At 73.7% G+C, this 17,722-nt stretch carries 12 protein-coding genes; 4 read left to right on the forward strand and 8 right to left on the reverse strand.

What is annotated here, in order from left to right; translation table 11 throughout:
- Positions 1 to 761 precede the first annotated feature (761 nt).
- Complete coding sequence (gene proP, locus ABZ948_RS28560) at positions 762 to 2,108, reverse strand: glycine betaine/L-proline transporter ProP (protein WP_359764198.1); 1,347 nt, start codon at positions 2,106 to 2,108, stop codon at positions 762 to 764.
- A 377-nt stretch (positions 2,109 to 2,485) separates the two neighbouring features.
- Here proP and ABZ948_RS28565 point away from each other — a divergent pair, with 377 nt between their 5' ends.
- From ABZ948_RS28565 to ABZ948_RS28575, 3 genes are all read left to right on the forward strand, one after another.
- The gene (locus ABZ948_RS28565; RefSeq protein ID WP_359764200.1) at positions 2,486 to 4,537 is read left to right on the forward strand and encodes a bifunctional glycosyltransferase 87/phosphatase PAP2 family protein; all 2,052 of its coding nucleotides are present in this window, start codon (positions 2,486 to 2,488) and stop codon (positions 4,535 to 4,537) included.
- Between the two features lie 47 nt (positions 4,538 to 4,584).
- Positions 4,585 to 6,189, forward strand: coding sequence for a glycosyltransferase family 39 protein (locus ABZ948_RS28570; protein ID WP_359764202.1), 1,605 nt, complete (start codon positions 4,585 to 4,587; stop codon positions 6,187 to 6,189).
- A gap of 204 nt (positions 6,190 to 6,393) precedes the next feature.
- A complete protein-coding gene (locus tag ABZ948_RS28575) occupies positions 6,394 to 8,877 on the forward strand; it encodes an MFS transporter (protein ID WP_359764237.1) in 2,484 nt (827 codons plus the stop codon).
- A 12-nt stretch (positions 8,878 to 8,889) separates the two neighbouring features.
- On the opposite strand, the gene ABZ948_RS28580 is transcribed toward ABZ948_RS28575, so the two are convergent.
- Complete coding sequence (locus tag ABZ948_RS28580; RefSeq protein WP_359764203.1) at positions 8,890 to 10,059, reverse strand: steroid 3-ketoacyl-CoA thiolase; 1,170 nt, start codon at positions 10,057 to 10,059, stop codon at positions 8,890 to 8,892.
- 217 nt (positions 10,060 to 10,276) lie between these two features.
- Between ABZ948_RS28580 and ABZ948_RS28585 the strand changes: the two genes are divergently transcribed.
- Positions 10,277 to 11,512 carry a cytochrome P450 gene (locus ABZ948_RS28585; RefSeq protein WP_359764205.1) on the forward strand — a complete coding sequence of 412 codons (1,236 nt, stop codon included), beginning with the start codon at positions 10,277 to 10,279 and terminating at the stop codon, positions 11,510 to 11,512.
- 76 nt (positions 11,513 to 11,588) lie between these two features.
- On the opposite strand, the gene ABZ948_RS28590 is transcribed toward ABZ948_RS28585, so the two are convergent.
- From ABZ948_RS28590 to ABZ948_RS28615, 6 genes are all read right to left on the reverse strand, one after another.
- Positions 11,589 to 12,005 carry an aggregation-promoting factor C-terminal-like domain-containing protein gene (locus ABZ948_RS28590; RefSeq protein ID WP_359764207.1) on the reverse strand — a complete coding sequence of 139 codons (417 nt, stop codon included), beginning with the start codon at positions 12,003 to 12,005 and terminating at the stop codon, positions 11,589 to 11,591.
- Positions 12,006 to 12,134: 129 nt separating this feature from the next.
- Positions 12,135 to 13,013, reverse strand: coding sequence for an ECF transporter S component (locus ABZ948_RS28595; protein WP_359764209.1), 879 nt, complete (start codon positions 13,011 to 13,013; stop codon positions 12,135 to 12,137).
- A complete protein-coding gene (locus ABZ948_RS28600; protein WP_359764210.1) occupies positions 13,010 to 14,665 on the reverse strand; it encodes an ABC transporter ATP-binding protein in 1,656 nt (551 codons plus the stop codon). The genes ABZ948_RS28595 and ABZ948_RS28600 overlap by 4 nt, the downstream gene beginning before the upstream one ends.
- On the reverse strand, positions 14,662 to 15,729 hold the full coding sequence (locus ABZ948_RS28605) for a CbiQ family ECF transporter T component (RefSeq protein WP_359764212.1): 1,068 nt from the start codon (positions 15,727 to 15,729) through the stop codon (positions 14,662 to 14,664). The genes ABZ948_RS28600 and ABZ948_RS28605 overlap by 4 nt, the downstream gene beginning before the upstream one ends.
- Positions 15,722 to 16,351, reverse strand: coding sequence for an SCO2322 family protein (locus tag ABZ948_RS28610; protein ID WP_359764214.1), 630 nt, complete (start codon positions 16,349 to 16,351; stop codon positions 15,722 to 15,724). Before ABZ948_RS28610 ends, ABZ948_RS28605 begins: the two co-directional genes overlap by 8 nt.
- Positions 16,348 to 17,562, reverse strand: a complete 1,215-nt coding sequence (locus tag ABZ948_RS28615) for an SCO2321 family membrane protein (RefSeq protein WP_359764216.1) — start codon at positions 17,560 to 17,562, stop codon at positions 16,348 to 16,350. The genes ABZ948_RS28610 and ABZ948_RS28615 overlap by 4 nt, the downstream gene beginning before the upstream one ends.
- Positions 17,563 to 17,722: the final 160 nt, after the last annotated feature.

A 17,722-nucleotide genomic window follows, 5' to 3' on the forward strand; every position in this document is an offset into this window, starting at 1 on the left:
CCGGAAGACCGCGTTCCGTCCGGCGCCCACTGTCGGAACCTCGCGGTCGGAACCTCGCGGTCGGAACCTCGCGGTCGGGACCTCGCGGTCGGGACCTCGCGGTCGGGACCTCGCGGTCGGGACCTCCGGTTGGGACCTCGCGGTCGGGACCTCCGGTTGGGACCTCGCGGTCGGGACCTCCGGTTGGGACCTCCGGTCGGCGCCTCTCGGGCGGGACCTGCCCCGGCACCTTCCGGTCGGCACCTTCCGGTCATGCCGGACGTGCGGAGCGGGTCCGCGGCGCTCGGTCTCCGCCCGACGGCCTGCCGTGCGGGCAGGGCCGCAGCGGCCCGCGGGGCCGGGGGCCGCAGCTGCCCGGCGCGGGTTGCTTCCCGGTCCACGGGGGCCGGAAGTCGTCCTCGGCCCGCTACGGGGGCTTGGTCGGTGTCCGCAGAGTCGCGAGTCGCGTCGTTCGCCCGGAGGGCGGGCGTGCGGGCAGGGCCGCAGCGGCCTGCGGGGCCGGGGGCCGCAGCTGCCCGGCGCGGGTTGCTTCCCGGTCCACGGGGGCCGGAAGTCGTCCTCGGCCCGCTACGGGGGCTTGGTCGGTGTCCGCAGAGTCGCGAGTCGCGTCGTTCGCCCGGAGGGCGGGCACTGCGGCGTCAGGGGTCCCCCTGCCCGAGCGAAGCCGAGAGCTTGGGGAGCGTGCTCTCGGGGCCGGGCGGACGCCCCCAAGAGCTTGGGCGAGCGGGCCGGGCGCGACTTCGCTGACACCCCTGGCGGGCTCAGTGCTCCCGCGCCGCCACCGACGGGGCCGAGCCGGGCAGCGGGCGGCCCGCCGACTCCGCCATGCGCCACACCGCGAAACCGCCGATCACGGCCGCGGCCATCATGTAGTACGCGGGCATCATCATGTTCCCGGTCGCGCCGATCAGCGCCGTGACCACCAGCGGGGTCGTGCCGCCGAAGAGGGACACGGAGACGTTGAAGCCGATGGACAGCGAGCCGTAGCGGACGCGCGTCGGGAACAGCGCCGGGAGCGCCGAGGGCATCGCCGCCGTGAAGCACACCAGCAGCAGGCCGAGCGCGCCCATGCCGAGCGCGACCGCGAGCAGGCTGCCCTCGCGGATCAGCAGCAGGGCGGGGACGGACAGCAGCAGGAAGCCCGCGCAGCCGGTGGCGATCACCGGGCGGCGGCCGACCCGGTCGGTCAGCGCGCCGACGAAGGGCTGGGCGATCATCATCACGGCCATCACACCGAGGACCACGAGCAGCCCGTGCGTCTCGTCGTAGTGGAGCTCGCTGGTCAGGTAGCTCGGCATGTACGACAGCAGCATGTAGTCGGTGACGTTGAAGACCAGCACCAGGCCGACGCAGAGCAGCAGCGCGCGCCACTGGCCGGTGACCATCTCGCGCAGCGGCACCTTGGGCCGGTTGGTCTCGGCCTTCTCGACCTCGGCCGCGAACGCCGGGGTCTCCTCCAGGCGCATGCGCAGGTAGAGGCCGATGATGCCCATCGGGCCCGCGATCAGGAACGGGATGCGCCAGCCCCAGGAGGTGAGGTCGTCGGCGGAGAGCAGGGCGGTCATCAGGGTGACCAGGCCCGCGCCGCCGATGTAGCCGGCGAGGGTGCCGAACTCCAGCCAGCTGCCGAGGAAGCCGCGCCGCTTGTCGGGGGCGTACTCGGCGATGAAGGTCGAGGCACCGGCGTACTCGCCGCCGGTGGAGAAGCCCTGCACGAGGCGGGCCACGAGGAGCAGGATCGGCGCGCCGACACCGATCGTCGCGTACGACGGGATCAGGCCGATCGCGAAGGTGCCCGCGGCCATCATGATCATGGTGAGGGCGAGGACCTTCTGGCGTCCGACGCGGTCGCCGAGCGGGCCGAAGACCATGCCGCCGAGGGGACGGACCAGGAAGGCCGCGGCGAAGGCGCCGAACGTGGACAGCAGCTGCGCGGTGGGGTTGCCCGAGGGGAAGAAGACCTTGCCCAGCGTGACGGCGATGTAGCTGTAGACACCGAAGTCGAACCATTCCATCGCGTTGCCCAGCGCGGCCGCCTTCACGGCGCGCTTGACCAGCGCGGGGTCGGTGACGGTGGTGTCCGGGGCCTTCGCTGTGCGGCTCTTCATGACGGACGCGGGAGCGACGACTGAGGCAGTCGACAAGACTCGCTCGCCTACCTTTCGACGGGGACAGGGACGCGGTCCCGCGCGGCGGCGCTGTCGTACGGGCCGAAAAAGCGACGATAGGCGGACATGTGCCCCTTACGGGCGGTATGCCTTTCGTTGCACAGGGCACGTAAATCGTGGCTGTGCTGGGATTTCTGCCCGATCGCAAACAGTTCCCACGGGATCTTGATGTGATCCTTCTCGCGTCGACGACAGGCGACCGGGCACCCCGCGCACTATCGTCATCCGGACAAAAGGAGGACGGACGTCAGGTGAACCGGGGGTAGCCCGCGTCTTCCTCGCCGGAGGCAACCAATGGGGCGGGAGGCCGACGGGGTGTGACGAACGCGGATCACGGGGGACGACCGGCGGAAGCATTCGGAGCGACGGCCGTCGGCGGGGCCCAGGCGCGCCTGCGCGTGGCCCGCCTCGGCCTCTGGCTGATCGCGGCCCTCCTCGCGGTACGGCAGGTGGCCGTCGTCCTCGGCACTCCGCGCGGAGAGCGCCTGACCGACCTGGAGACCTGGGTCGGGCCCAACGGCGTCCTGCACGTGACCGGCTCCCTGTACGACTCGACCCGCTTCACCGGCACCCCCTTCGGCGGCCTCGTCCTCAAACCCCTCACCCGTTCGGCCGAACAGGCCCTCGGCTGGGGCTGGACCTTCGGCACCCTGCTGCTGGTCGTGGCCCTCGGGCTGATCGCCGCCCGCGCCCTGCCCCAGCCGGTCAGCCGCCGCACCGCCCTGCTGGCCGCCCCGGTCGCCATCAGCCTGCTGATGCTGTCCCTGCCCGTCCGCAACACCCTGTGGCTGGGCCAGACCAGCATCATCCCGGTCCTGCTCGTCCTGCTGGGCTGCTTCGTCGCCCACGGCCAGCGGACCAGCGGCCTGCTCATCGGCGTCGCGGCGGCGCTCCAGCCCACCCTGCTGCTGTTCACGCCCCTGCTGTGGTTCACCGGCCGCAGACGCGCCGCGCTCTCCACCGGCGTCACCTTCGCCGCCTGCACCGGGCTCGCCTGGGCGGCGATGCCGCACGACTCCCACCGCTACTGGGTCCACCACATGGCCGGCGTCGGCCTCGGCGGCCGGGCCGACGACCTCGCCAACCAGTCCCTGCACGGCGCCCTGCTCCGGCTCGGCCTGAACGGGCCCCTGGAGGTCGCCCTCTTCCTGTCGCTCGGCGCGGCCGTCGCCGTCCTCGCCCTGCGCCGCGCCGTCCGCTGCTTCCGCGACGGCCAGCTGCTGCTCGCCGTCGCCATCACCGGCTGCGCCGCGATCGTCGTCTCGCCCACGGCCTGGCAGCACCAGCTGCTGTGGGTGCTGCTCGCCGTGGTGGGCCGGGCCGGCCGGCGCGCCTCCGACCGGTACGTGTGGCCGGTCGCCGTCGTCCTGGTCATGACCCTGCCCGCCAGGATGCTGCTGCCCGACATGGAGTCGCTGGACCCGCTGCGCACCAACCTCGTCCTGGTCGCCGCGCTCGCCGCCGCCACGGCCGTGCCGTTCCTGTCCCGCACCTCGCCGTACTACCGGCAGCCGATCCCCACCGAGTACGCCCCCGCCGTCCCGGCCCGCTTCCGGCACGTACCGCTCGTGCCCTTCCTGCGCCGGGTCCTCACCAGGCCCAACCTCCTCCTGGAACTCCTCCTCATCCGGGTCACCTACGCCGCCTACTCCCAGGTCCGGCTCGCCGCCACCGGCGGCAGCAACTCGGCCGGGCGGGCCGAGGCCGAGGAGCACGGCATGCAGGTCCTCGACCTGGAACGCGCCCTGCGCATCGACATCGAGCACTGGGCCAACCACACCGTCGTGCGGATCGACTGGCTGCGGGACTTCTTCGACTTCTACTACACGTCGTTCCACTTCGCCGTCCCGCTGACCGTCCTCGCCGTCCTGTACTGGCGCCGCCCCGCCGAGTACCGCTGGGCGCGCTCGGCCCTCGGCTTCGCCACCCTGCTGGCCCTGGTCGGCTTCTGGCTCTACCCGCTGGCCCCGCCCCGCCTGATGCCGACGCTCGGCTTCATCGACACCGTCCACGGCGTCCAGGACTTCTCCCAGCCCGACTACGGCACGCTCACGGCCCTCACCAACCAGTACGCGGCCATGCCGTCCCTGCACTTCGGCTGGTCGCTGTGGTGCGGCGTCGTCATCGCCGTGCTGGCGCCGCGCTGGTGGATGAAGGCGCTGGGGCTGTTGCACCCGCTGTTCACGGCGTCGGCGATCGTCGCGACCGCGAACCACTGGGTGCTCGACGCGGCCGGGGGAGCGGTCGTGGTCGGCGTGGGCTTCGCGCTGACCTATGCGCTCTCCGGGCCCAGGGTCGCCACCGCCGCCGCGGCCGAGCGGGAACACCCGCGGCCGCGTTCGGGCAGCAGATCGACGAGTTCCCTCTGAACGACGGCCCGGGCCCGAGCGCCGAATGACCGGAAAAGGACGGCGCGTTGACGTCCGCAGGCATCCCCGCGAGGGCGGTGTGCGTCTCACGAACGGGATCACGCACACCCACGCCCGCGGAGGAAGCCATCACTCAGCACCTGGACGCCACGGGCACGATCCCGGGCGCGCGCCGCCCGGGACGGCCGACGTCCCGGCCCCCGCGGGCAGGCCGGTGGAGACGGCCGCTGCCGGTCGCCGTCCCGGCCCTGGCCGCGCTCGCCCTCGGCCTGTGGGGGATCGAGCGGCAGGACAGCATGTGGCGCGACGAGTCCGTCACCTACCAGGTCGCCCACCGCTCGCCGGGTGAACTGTGGGACCTGCTGGGCCACATCGACGCCGTGCACGGCCTGTACTACCTCCTCATGCACGCGGTGTTCGCCGTGTGGGACGGCGGCCTGACGGCCCTCAGACTGCCCTCGGTCCTGGCCACCGCCCTGGCCGCCGCCGGGGTAGGGGCGATCGGCGCCCGGCTGGCCGGATCCCGGGCCGGCACGCTCGCCGGGCTCGTCTTCGCGGTGCTGCCGATCATCCAGCAGTACGCCCAGGAGGGCCGGTCCTACGCCCTGGTCACGGCGGGCGTCACCTGGGCGACGTACTTCTTCCTGCGGGCCACCGCCGACTCCCGCGTCCGCTGGTGGACGGCGTACGCCCTCACCCTCCATCTCGCCTCCTGGCTGCACGAGTTCGCCGCGCTGGCGCTGCTCGCCCACGGGCTGACCCTGTGGCTCTCGCGCCCGGCACCCGGTGACGTACGGCGGTGGGCGATCGCGGCGGCCGGGGTGGGGGTGGGGCTGCTGCCCCTGGCGGTGGTCAGCGCGGGCCAGGCGGAGGCCCAGCTGGGCTGGCTCGGACGGCCGAGCGCGAGTGCGTGGCTGCTGTTCGCGGGCCTCTCGGCCGGGGCGGTGCTGCTGTGCCGGCTCCTCGTCCGCACGGGTGCCCCCGGGGCCGTCGCCCTGACCCGTCTCTCCCTGCCGCTGCTGATCGCCCCGGCCGGCCTGCTGATGACGATCTCGCTCGTCAAGCCGTGGTACGTCGACCGGTACGTGCTCTACGGCGTGACGGGCCTGGCCCTGCCGGCCGGGGCCGCGCTGTCCCGGGCGATCGGGCAGCGGCACCGGCTCGGCCCCGTGGCCCGGGTGGTGACGGCCTCTCTCGCGGCCGGTACGGCGGTCGCGGTGCTGCTGCCCTGGTCGCTGCTGGTGCGCTCGCCCGAGAGCCGCAAGGACGACGTCGTCGCGGTCGCCCGCGTGGTCGACCGCCAGTCGCGCCCGGGCGACGGTGTCCTGTTCATGCCCGCCCGGCGCCGCGAATGGCTGCTGTCCTTCCCCGAGGTCCACGGCCGGCTCGACGACCTGGCCCTCGCCGAGTCCCCGACGGCCTCCCGCACGCTGCACGGCACCGAACGTGATGCCGCCGCGATCCGCCGCCGCCTCCTGGCGGCCGACCGCATCGTCGCCCTGACCGACCCGCCCGGCCAGCCGCTCGACCCCTTCCCGCAGGAGGAGATCAAGCGCCGGACCCTGCGCACCCACTTCGAGGAGTGCGGGCGCACCCGGGTCCAGGGCGCGCAGATCATCGTCTACGCCCGCCCCGGCCGCTGCAGTTCCTAGCCGCACGGGCGGTGTCGGAAAACCGTCGAAAGCGCCCTTCCGATGTCGGATATCGGGGCCCACCGGGGTCGTGGCTGGATCCCGGGCGGTTCCTGGCTGAAAGGTGAGCCTCGCTGTCCACCCGGAAGATCCGACATGGAGGGTTCTGTGAACGAGGCAACGACGGCCGACGGACCACGGCGGAGTCCGACGGCCACACTCCTGATGGCCTGCATCGGGGTGTTCGTCGCCTACCTGCCGGTCACCACCGTCTCCGTCAGTCTCCCCGCGATCCAGCGGGACCTGCACGCGTCGACGTCCCAACTGTCCTGGGTGTCGGACGCGTTCGTCCTGCCGATGGCCGCGCTCATCCTCACCGCCGGTGTCGTCGGAGACGTGCACGGCCGCAAGAAGGTCTTCCAGGCGGGCCTGCTGTTCTCGGCCGCCGGGGCCGCCGTCGCCCTGAGCGCGCAGTCGGTGCAGGCGCTGTGGGCCGGGCAGGCACTGGCCGGGACGGGCGCGGCGGCGCTGCTGCCCACGACCCTGGCGCTGATCAGCCACGCCGTGCCGAACCCCCACGAGCGCGCCAAGTTCGTCGGCCTGTGGGCCGCCGCCCTGTCGCTGGCGCTGGCCGTCGGCCCCCTCATGGCCGGGGTGATCCTCCAGCACGCCGCCTGGCACTGGATCTACATGCCCGTCATACCCGTGGCCCTGCTGACGATGGCCGCCGCCGTGCCGCTGGTCGCCGACTCGCGCGCCCCCGGCTCCCGCAAGCTGGACTGGCCGGGCCAGATCACCGCCGCGCTGACCATCACCTCGCTCGTCTACGGCGTGATCGAGGGCGGGGCGCAGTCCTTCACCGAGCCCCGGGTCGTCGTGGCGCTCGCCCTCGCCGCCGTCGGTGCCGTCGCCTTCGTCGTGGCCGAACGCCGCAGCGCCGCCCCGATGCTGGACCTGACGCTGTTCCGCAGCCCCGCGTTCAGCGCGACCACGCTGATCGCGATGATCAGCTTCCTGGGCCTGATCGGCTTCTTCTTCGTCCTCAGCCTCTACTTCGGCATGGTGCAGCGGCTCGACACCCTCGACGCGGCCTACCGCCTGCTCATGGTGACGGCGGTGAGCCTGCTCGCCGGAGTCGTCGTCGGACCGCTGATGCGGCGCATTCCGGCCCGTGCCCTGATCACCACCGGCCTGCTCGCCACCACGGGTGCCCTGCTGTCCCTGACCGCGCTCGACGCGCACACCGCGTTCGGGCCGCTGGCCTGGCGACTGGTGCTGCTCGGCCTCGGCATGGGCCTGGTCATCACGCCCATGACGGCCACGGCCGTCGCGTCCGTGCCGCACCACCTGGCCGGGATGGCCGCCGCGGGCAACAACGCCTTCCGGCAGGTCGGCGGTGCCCTCGGCCCGGCCGTCCTGGGCACGCTGCTGACGGCCAGGGCCACGGACGCCCTGCCGGGACACCTCGCCGACGCGGGCGTGGGCGGGGCGACCGCCCACCAGGTCACCGAGGCCGTCGACGCCGCCGGGCTGGGCGCCGTCGCCGGGATGAACCTGGGCGCGGACACCGGCCGCGCCCTGGGCGCCCTGTCCGAGTCCTTCCTCGACGGCCTGCGGCTCTGCCTGATCGTCGCCGCGTCCCTGGCGCTGCTCGCCGCGCTGGTCGCGGCGGTGCTGCTCCGCAGGCCTAAGCCGACGGGCGCGGCCGGGTCGGCTGCCGTGGAGCCTGCCGCCGGGCCCGCTGTCGCGGGGTCCGACGCCCTGCATGCTGCCGCCGCGTCCGCCGCCGTACGCGCTGCTGCGGGATCTGCCGCCGGGGCGACTGCGGCGGGGCCCGCCGCCGGGTCGGCTGCCGTGGAGCTCGCCGCCGAGCCCGCTGTCGCGGAGTCCGCGGCCGTGCCCGGCGCCGCCGAACCCGCTGCCGTCGAACCCGCCGCCGCGTACGGCCCGGCCGTCACCGGCCAGGTGCGTGACGCCGCCGGGGCGGCCATGGAGGGTGCCACCCTCACGCTGATCTCCCTGGCCGGGCGGCAGGTCGGCCGGGCCGTGGCGCACGACGCGGGCCGCTACCGGCTGGCCGCGCCCGCGGCCGGTACGTACGTCCTGATCACGGCGGCGGACGGCCACCAGCCCCAGGCCTCCACGCTCACGCTCGGCGAGGACCCCCTGCCCCACGACGTGGTCCTGGCCGGCGGCAGCGGCCTGAGCGGGACGGTGGCCACGGCCGAGGACCGGCTGCCGGTGGCCGGCGCGACGGTCGTGGTGACGGACGTGCGCGGAGACGTCGCCGCCACCGGCACCACCGACGCCACCGGCGCGTTCGGCTTCGGCCCCCTGCCCGACGGCGACCTCACGATCGCCGTCAACGCCGCCGGGTACCGGCCCGCCGCGCTCCCCGTCCAGCTGCCCGGCACCCCGGTCACCGGCCTGGAGGTGCTGCTGCACCCCGGCGCGCGGGTGCGGGGCGTCGTACGGTCGGGGACCGGCCGCGACCCCGTCGCCGACGCGCGGGTCACGCTCGTCGACGCCGCCGGGAACGTCGTCGGCACCGCCATCACCGGCACCGACGGGGCCTACGCGTTCACCGACCTGGACGCGGGGGACTACTCCCTGATCGCCAGCGGGTACGCACCCGTCGCCACGACGGTCACCGTGGACGGGCGCGCCCCGAGCGACGTCGATCCCCGACTGGCCCACCAGGACGCGTGAGCCGGTCCCGGCCTACAGCCGCTGAATGATGGTGCCGGTGGCCAGTCCGCCGCCGGCACACATCGTGATCAGGGCGAACTCCTTGTCCGCCCGCTCCAGTTCGTGCAGGGCCGTGGTGATGAGCCGGGCCCCGGTGGCCCCCACCGGGTGCCCGAGCGCGATCGCCCCGCCGTTGACGTTCACCTTCTCCAGGTCCTGCTCGAAGACCCGCGCCCAGCTCAGGACGACCGACGCGAACGCCTCGTTGATCTCCACGAGGTCGATGTCCCTGAGGGACATCCCGGCCTTGCCGAGCACGGCATTGGTCGCGTCGATCGGGCCGTCGAGGTGGAAGTGCGGGTCGGAACCGACCAGCGCCTGGGCCACGATCCGCGCCCGGGGCCGCAGTTTCAGCGCCCGGGCCATCCGCTTCGACGCCCACATGATCGCCGCGGCCCCGTCGGAGATCTGGGACGAGTTGCCGGCCGTGTGCACCGCCGTCGGCATGATCGGCTTCAGCGACGCGAGGGCCTCCGCGGACGTGTCGCGCAGCCCCTCGTCCTTGTCGACCAGGCGCCACATGCCCTGCCCGGCGTGCTGCTCCTCCTCGGTCGTCGGCACCTGGACCGCGAACGTCTCCCGTTTGAACCTCTCCTCCGCCCAGGCGTGCGCGGCCCGCTCCTGGGAGGCGAGGCCCAGCGCGTCGACGTCCTCGCGGGTCAGCCCGCGGTGCCGGGCGATGCGCTCGGCCGCCTCGAACTGGTTCGGCAGGTCCACGTTCCACTCGTCGGGGAACGGCTTGCCGGGCCCGTGCTTGGAACCCGAGCCCAGCGGCACCCGCGACATCGACTCCACCCCGCACGAGATGCCGACGTCGATCACGCCCGTCGCGACCATGTTGGCCACCAGGTGCGAGGCCTGCTGGGAGGACCCGCACTGCGCGTCGACCGTCGTCGCGGCCGTCTCGTAGGGCAGCCCCATGGTCAGCCAGGCCGTGCGCGCGGGGTTCATGGACTGCTCGCCCGCGTGCGTGACCGTGCCGCCGACGATCTGCTCGACGCAGTCGGCCGGGATGCCGGTGCGGCCCAGCAGCTCGCGGTAGGTCTCGCCCAGGAGGTAGGCGGGGTGCAGGTGGGCGAGCGCGCCGCCGCGCTTGCCGATGGGGGTGCGTACGGCTTCGACGATCACGGGTTCGGCAGCCATGGGTGCGGGTCCTCTCCGGGAGGCTCAGCGGAACTAGTACGCGTTCTAGTTCTGTCAGCAGTGTGCTGACGGCCGCTCGGTGACCGCAAGGGTCGTGCGGGCAATTGGAGGGCCCATGCCTCTTGCTACTTGTAGAACCCGTTACTACCGTCACCGCAACTCCGCACAGCTGATGGGCCGTCAGAATCAGAGTCGGTACGAGTGGTGGGAGCCGCCCATGCCCTGTCCCGCGCTGCCCGACGGGTTCGACTTCACCGACCCGGACCTGCTGCACCGTCGCGTGCCCCTGCCGGAGTTCGCCGAGCTGCGCCGCGCCGAACCGGTCTGCTGGGTGCCGCAGCCGGCCGGTCTCGCCGGCTTCGACGACGAGGGCTACTGGGCCGTCACCCGGCACGCCGACGTCAAACACGTCTCCACGCACCCGGAGCTGTTCTCGTCGTACCTCAACACGGCGATCATCCGCTTCAACGAGCACATCGAGCGCGACGCCATCGACGCGCAGCGGCTGATCCTGCTCAACATGGACCCGCCGGAGCACACCCGGGTCCGGCAGATCGTGCAGCGCGGGTTCACGCCCCGGGCGATCCGCGCGCTGGAGGGACGGCTGCGGGCCCGCGCCCACGCCATCGTCGAGAACGCCCGCGCGCACACCGGGCCGTTCGACTTCGTCACCCAGGTCGCCTGCGAACTGCCCCTGCAGGCCATCGCCGAGCTGATGGGCGTCCCGCAGGAGGACCGGGACAAGATCTTCGACTGGTCCAACAAGATGATCGCCTACGACGACCCCGAGTACGCCATCACCGAGGAGGTCGGCGCCGAGTCGGCCACCGAGATCATCGCCTACGCGATGAACATGGCCGCCGACCGCAAGCAGTGCCCCGCCCACGACATCGTCACGCAACTGGTCGCGGCGGAGGACGAGGGCAACCTCGGCTCCGACGAGTTCGGCTTCTTCGTGCTGATGCTGGCCGTCGCGGGCAACGAGACCACCCGCAACGCCATCACCCACGGCATGCACGCCTTCCTCACCCACCCCGACCAGTGGGAGCTGTACAAGAGGGAGCGCCCGGCGACGGCGGCGGAGGAGATCGTGCGCTGGGCGACCCCGGTGGCCGCCTTCCAGCGCACCGCCACCCAGGACACCGAACTGGGCGGCAAGCGGATCCGCAAGGGCGACCGCGTCGGCCTCTTCTACGCCTCGGCGAACCACGACCCCGAGGTCTTCGACGACCCGGACAGCTTCGACGTGACCCGCGACCCCAATCCGCACCTCGGCTTCGGCGGGGGCGGTCCCCACTACTGCCTCGGCAAGTCCCTCGCGGTGCTGGAGATCGACCTCATCTTCAACGCGATCGCCGACGCCATGCCGGGGCTGAAGCTGGCCGGCGACCCGCGGCGGCTGCGGTCGGCGTGGATCAACGGGGTGAAGGAGCTGCCGGTCAGCACGGGCTGAGCCCCGCGGGCATGGCGAAGGCGACGGCCCCGGGGATCAGGGGGCCGCCGCCTTCGGTCTGAGGGGTGGGACCGGCTCAGTACCAGTGGTTGGTCTGCCAGAAGTCCCAGGCGCCGCAGGCGCTGCCGTAGCGGTCCTTCATGTAGTCCAGGCCCCACTCGATCTGGGTGGCCGCGTTGGTCTTCCAGTCGGAGCCGGCCGAGGCCATCTTGGAGCCCGGCAGGGCCTGGACCAGGCCGTAGGCGCCGCTGGAGGAGTTCTGCGCGTTCACGTCCCAGTGGCTCTCCTGCTCGACGATCTTCGAGAAGCACTGGTACTGGGCGTCGTCGCCGATCATCTTCTTCGCGACCGCCTGCGCCGAGGAGGCCCCCGTCGGCGCGGCCTGCGCGGGGCCGGCGGCGATCAGGGTGCCGCAGGTGGCCGCGGTCAGGGCGGCGGCGGCGAGAGCCTTCTTCGGGGTGGCGGCGCGGCGGAGAACGGAAGCGGCGGGCACAGGCGACCTTTCGTCGACGGGTGGGGCGGTTGTCCAGAGAAACAGGCCCGCCTTGTGCCCGCAATGAACCCTTTTACTAGGTATGGCCGCATGGGTGGGGTGCCCGGTCGTCGTGACCGGGCGTTGTGCCTACGGCCCCGCTTCGTACGTGACGCGGGTCATGTGGGGGGCTTCACTCCCGGGCCGGTCCGGGGGCGTGTCGAACGTGACCGGCGTCTCGAAGGCCGCCCGGCGCGTGGCCCGGCGCAGCGCCCGCAGGACCGCCGGGCCGAGGGTGAGGGTCAGGACGACCGTGACGACCGCCCGGCCCAGGTCCCAGCCGAGCGAGGTGGCCAGGCAGTACGCGAGGAACCGGGCCAGGTTGGTGGCGACCGGCGCGTGCGGGTCGAAGGCGACGTTCGAGGCGAGGGCGCTCATGAAGGGCCAGCCGGCCAGGTTCATGATCGTGCCGTAGGCGAAGGCGGCGAGGAAGCCGTAGGCCGCGAGCAGCGCGAGCTCCGCCCGGCCGCGCAGCCGGTCCGGGCCGGGCAGCAGGCCCGCGCCCATCGCGAACCAGCCCATCGCCAGCATCTGGAACGGCAGCCAGGGCCCGACCCCGCCCGTGAGCAGCGCGGACGCGAACATCGTCACCGAGCCCAGGACGAATCCGAAGCCCGGGCCGAGGACCCGGCCGCTCAGCACCATCAGGAAGAACATCGGCTCGATCCCGGCGGTACCGGCGCCGATCGGCCGCAGGGCGGCTCCCGTGGCGGCCAGCACGCCGAGCATCGCGACCGCCTTCGGGCCCAGCCCCGACTCCGAGATCGCCGCGGCCACGACCGCCACCAGCAGCACCAGCAGGCCCGCGAAGAGCCAGGGCGCGTCCTGCGCGTGCGCGCTGAGCCGCGAGGTGGGCGGCGCGAGGAAGGGCCAGCCGAAGCCGGCCACCCCGACGGCACTGACCAGGGCCAGGGCGGCGAGGGAGCGAGGGCCGAGCCGGACGGCCCGCGCCTGCCGTTGCGTGCTCACGAGGCGGCCTCGGGAGGCAGGGCCGCGCGGACCTCGGAGACCGTGAGCCACCGCTGCGGGGCCAGGATCTTGGTCACCTGCGGGGCGTAGGACGGCGAGGAGACCACGACCTGAGCCGTCGGCCCGTCGGCGATCACCTCGCCGTCGGCGAGCAGGACCACCCGGTGCGCGATCTCGGCCGCCAGCTCCACGTCGTGCGTGGCCAGCACGATGGCGTGCCCCTCGGCGGCCAGGCCGCGCAGCACACCGACCAGGCGGGCCTTCGCCGCGTAGTCCAGACCGCGGGTCGGCTCGTCCAGGAGCAGCAGCGGGGGCCGGGCGGTCAGCACGACCGCCAGGGCCAGCGCGAGCCGCTGCCCCTCCGACAGGTCCCGGGGGTGGATGCCGTCGGTGACACCCGGGAGCAGCTCGGTGACCAGGGCCCGGCACGTGCCGGGGGGTGCGCCCGCGTCCTTGTCGGCCGCCGCGCACTCGGCGGCGACGGTATCGGCGCAGAGCAGGTCGCGGGGTTCCTGCGGGACCAGGCCGACCTTGCGGACGAGGTCCCTCGGGGCGGTGCGGTGGGGGACGGCTTCGCCGAGGCGGACGGTTCCCGAGCTGGGCTTCACGAGACCCACCAGGGAGTTCAGCAGCGTGGACTTTCCAGCGCCGTTGCGGCCCATCAGGGCGATGGTCTCGCCGGGGGTGATGGTGAGGTCGACGGCGCGGAGGGCCTGGACGCGGGCGCGGGTGACCGAGAGGGAGTGGAGTGCGCCTACCGGGGTGGGGGGTTCGGAGCGTTCGCGGGTGCGGCGTGGTTGTGGTCGATCGCGCAGTTCCCCGCGCCCCTTGAGGGCGTTTTCCAGCCGCTGCCTCAAATCCCCTGCCCTGCGCCTCGCGTCGCGGACCGTCATCGGCAGCGGGGTCCAGCCGGCCAGGCGGCCCAGGGCCACCACCGGCGGGTACACCGGTGACACGGCCATCACCTCGGCCGGGGGACCGAGGACGGGGGCGGCGCCCGGGCCCGGCAGCAGGACGACCCGGTCGGCGTACTGGAGGACGCGTTCCAGGCGGTGTTCGGCCATGAGGACCGTCGTGCCGAGGTCGTGCACCAGGCGCTGGAGGACCGCCAGGACCTCCTCGGCCGCCGCCGGGTCGAGCGCGGAGGTCGGCTCGTCCAGGACCAGGACGCTCGGGTGCGGGGTGAGGACCGAGCCGATCGCGACGCGCTGCCGCTGGCCGCCGGAGAGCGTGGCGATCGGCCGGTCGCGCAGGGCGGCGAGGCCGAGCAGGTCGAGGGTCTCCTCGACGCGGCGGCGCATCACGTCCGGGGCGAGGCCGAGCGACTCCATGCCGTAGGCGAGTTCGTCCTCGACGGTGTCGGTGACGAAGTGGGAGAGCGGGTCCTGGCCGACCGTGCCCACCACGTCGGCGAGTTCACGCGGCTTGTGGGTGCGCGTGTCGCGGCCGGCGACCGTGACCCGGCCGCGCAGCGTGCCGCCGGTGAAGTGCGGGACGAGACCGCTGACCGCGTTCAGGACGGTCGACTTGCCCACGCCGGACGGGCCCGCCAGCAGCACGAGTTCGCCCTCGGGGACCTCGAAGTCGATGCCCTGGACGGTCGGTTCGGCGGCACCGTCGTACGTCACGGAGACATCCTGGAAGCGGATCACGACGGCTCCTTGGGATCGGGGGCGACGAACGCGGGCAGCAGGCCGAGGAGTACGGCCGCGGCCGGCCAGAGGGGGAGAGCGGGGGCGACCAGCGGGACCACGCCCGGGTGCAGAGCCGCGGGATCGCGGACGGAGGCGAGGGTGAGCAGGGCCGCGACCGCCACACCCGAGGCGACGACCAGCCAGGCGCGCAGGTCCCAGCGGTCCGGGCGGTAGCGGGTGCGCAGGGAGCGGCGGCCGCCGAGCTTCAGGCCCGCGAGGGCGGCGGCGAGACCGGCGAGGAGCACGGGGACGCCGTAGGTGCCGCCCTCGGCCGTGAGCAGTCCGTACGTCCCCGCGCACACCCCGAGCAGGCCGCCGAGGGTGAGCGCGGCGGTGGTACGGCGCACCGCGGCGGGGACCTGGGCCGTGCGGCCGTAGCCGCGGGCGTCCATCGCGGCGGCGAGGGAGACCGACCGCTCCAAGGCGCCCTCCAGGACCGGCAGTCCCACTTGCAGCAGGCCCCGGACGCCCTTGTCCGGGCGGCCGCGCAGACGGCGGGCCGCGCGCAGCCGCTGGACGTCCGCGATGAGGTTCGGCGCGAAGGTGAGGGCCACGACGACCGCGACGCCCATCTCGTACAGCGCGCCCGGGAGGGACTTGAGCAGACGGGAGGGGTTCGCGAGGGCGTTCGCGGCGCCGACGCAGATCAGCAGCGCGGCCAGTTTCAGGCCGTCGTAGAGGGCGAAGGTGAGGGCCTCCGCGGTGACCTCGCCGCCGAGGCGGATGCCCTGCGCCCAGGCGGGCAGGGCGGCTTCGGGGAGGGTGAACAGGGTGTGCGTGCCCGGGATGGGGGAGCCGAGCAGCGTCGCGAAGAGCAGGCGGATCAGCAGCACGGCGAGGGCGAGCTTGACGAAGGCGCCGTAGGAGCGGGACCAGGGGGTCTCGGGACGGCGGGTGGCCACGACGTACGCGGAGACGGCGACGAGCAGGGCGAGGAGGAGCGGGTTGGTGGTGCGGGTGGCCGCGGTGCCGAGGCAGAGGGCCCACAGCCACCAGGCACCGGGGTGGAGCGTCCTACCCACGCCGGCGTACCTGCCAGAGCGCCGCCCCGCCCAGCAGCACCACCACCGCGATGCCCGCCACCAGACCCAGGGACGGGCCGCCGCCCGGCTGGTCCTTCTGCTCCGCCGCCGGGTTCCGCTTCTTCGACACCGGCTCGCCGCAGCCCTGTTCCGGGTAGCCCGAGATCGCGCACAGCAGGGCGTTCGTGTCGTAGCGCAGCGGCTTGGCCACCGCGGCAAGGGCCTGTGCCGTCGTCGCGTCGGGGGAGACCCGGGCGCAGGCCGTTCTCGCGGCGGGCGGGGTCTCGCCCTCCGGGGCGTCCGCGGGAGTGCCGAAGTCGAGGAGCAGGGCGACGCGCTTGCTGCCGTCCCGGGCGGGCGTCCCCGCGCAGATCGACGCGAAGTCGGCCCGGCCGCGCGGCCGGGCCGCGTCCGAGGAGTCCTCGCTCACCGCGAACCGGAAGCCCTGGACGTCACCGTCCGACGGGCGGGTCGTGGACGGGCCCTGGGTGGCGTAGACCCAGCGGTCGCCGTCGCGCTCCCAGAACGACCAGTACCGGTAACCGGCAGCCTGGGCCGCCTGACCCGCTCCCGCGACGAGCAGCAGCGAGGCCAGCAGGAGGAGAACGGCCCGGCGGATCACGGCTGCTGCTTCCGGCGGCCGGTGAACAGGAAACCGATGCCGATCCCGGCGACGAGGCAGACGCCGACGTACCACCAGACGCCGAACACGGAGTCGGAGCCCTCGTCCTTGGCGTCCTTCTTGTCCGTGTCGGACTTCGCTGCGGCCTGCGGCGCCGGGCCCGTCGCGTTCAGCTGCTTCACCAGGTCCGCGCCGCCGAAGTCGCGCGGGTCCGTGCCCGTCGCGTGCGCGGCGAAGATCAGCTGGGCGTAGGCGGCGGGACCGTTCCGGGCGGCCCAGGCCGCGGCGTTCTCCTCCAGCCAGCGCAGGGACTTCTCCGCCTGCCCGGTGTCGCCGCGCGCGGCGAGCGCGACGACCGCGTCGGCCGTGTTGCCGTAGTCGGGCTGGGGCTCGGCACCGGCCAGGGCGGACATCAGGTGGTCGTCGTCCTCGCCGAGGGCGGACGTGAGATACGCGGCGCCGTTCGCCGCCGCCTGCTCCGGCGTACGCGGCTCGGCGCAGGCCGTCCCGGACTTCTTCCCGCCCGGCTTCACCACCATGCCCTCGCCCAGTACGCCCAGCACTCCCGCCGCCGTGGCGTCCGCGTTGGCGGTCAGCTTCCCCTTCTTGTCCGGCTGGAACGCGAACGCGCCGTTGCCCTCCCCGCCGCAGGGCAGCGCCAGCTTCAGCAGCGCGTCGTAGGGCGACTTGCCGCCCTTCTCGACCTGGTCCGGCTTCTCGCCCACGGCCGTGAGCGCGCCGATGACGACCGACGTCGAGTTGGTGTCGCTGGCGCCGCCCGCCGAGTAGCCCCAGCCGCCGTCCTCGTTCTGGACGGACTTCAGCCAGTCGACGGCCTTGGCCGTGACGCCGTCGTGGCCGCCGAGCGCGGCCAGCGCCTGCACGGCCGCGGAGGTGGCGTTGGTGTCGAGCATGGTCTTGGCGTCGCACGCCGTCGCCGGGTCGGGGCGGTACGAGGCGAACCCGCCGTCCGCGCACTGCTGCCGCACCAGCCACTCCACGGACTTCGCCGCCGGCTTCACCCCGACCGTGTCCTGCGCGAGCAGCGCGAGCGACTGGCGCCAGACGCCGTCGAACTTCGGGTCCTTGTCGCCGTAGAGGGCGGAGGGGAACGCCTGCGACGGCGAGGGGGACGGGGCGGCGGTGGCCGGCGCGGCGGCGCCGATCACGGCGACGGCGGCCAGGACCGCGGCGCTGCGGCGGACGTTCATGATCGGCGGGTGCCTCTCCCTGTGGGGAAGCCGGGCAGCACGGGACACCCCGGCGGCTCGGCTCCGCATACCTCGACGGTGCCGTGCACCGGCGGGCTGCCGGGCACGTGAGCCGGTCACGAACCCGTACCGGGCGATCCGGCTCACCGTCTCGGCGACG

It is taken from the genome of Streptomyces olindensis, from assembly GCF_040645895.1.
GTDB classification, from domain to species: Bacteria; Actinomycetota; Actinomycetes; order Streptomycetales; family Streptomycetaceae; genus Streptomyces; species Streptomyces olindensis.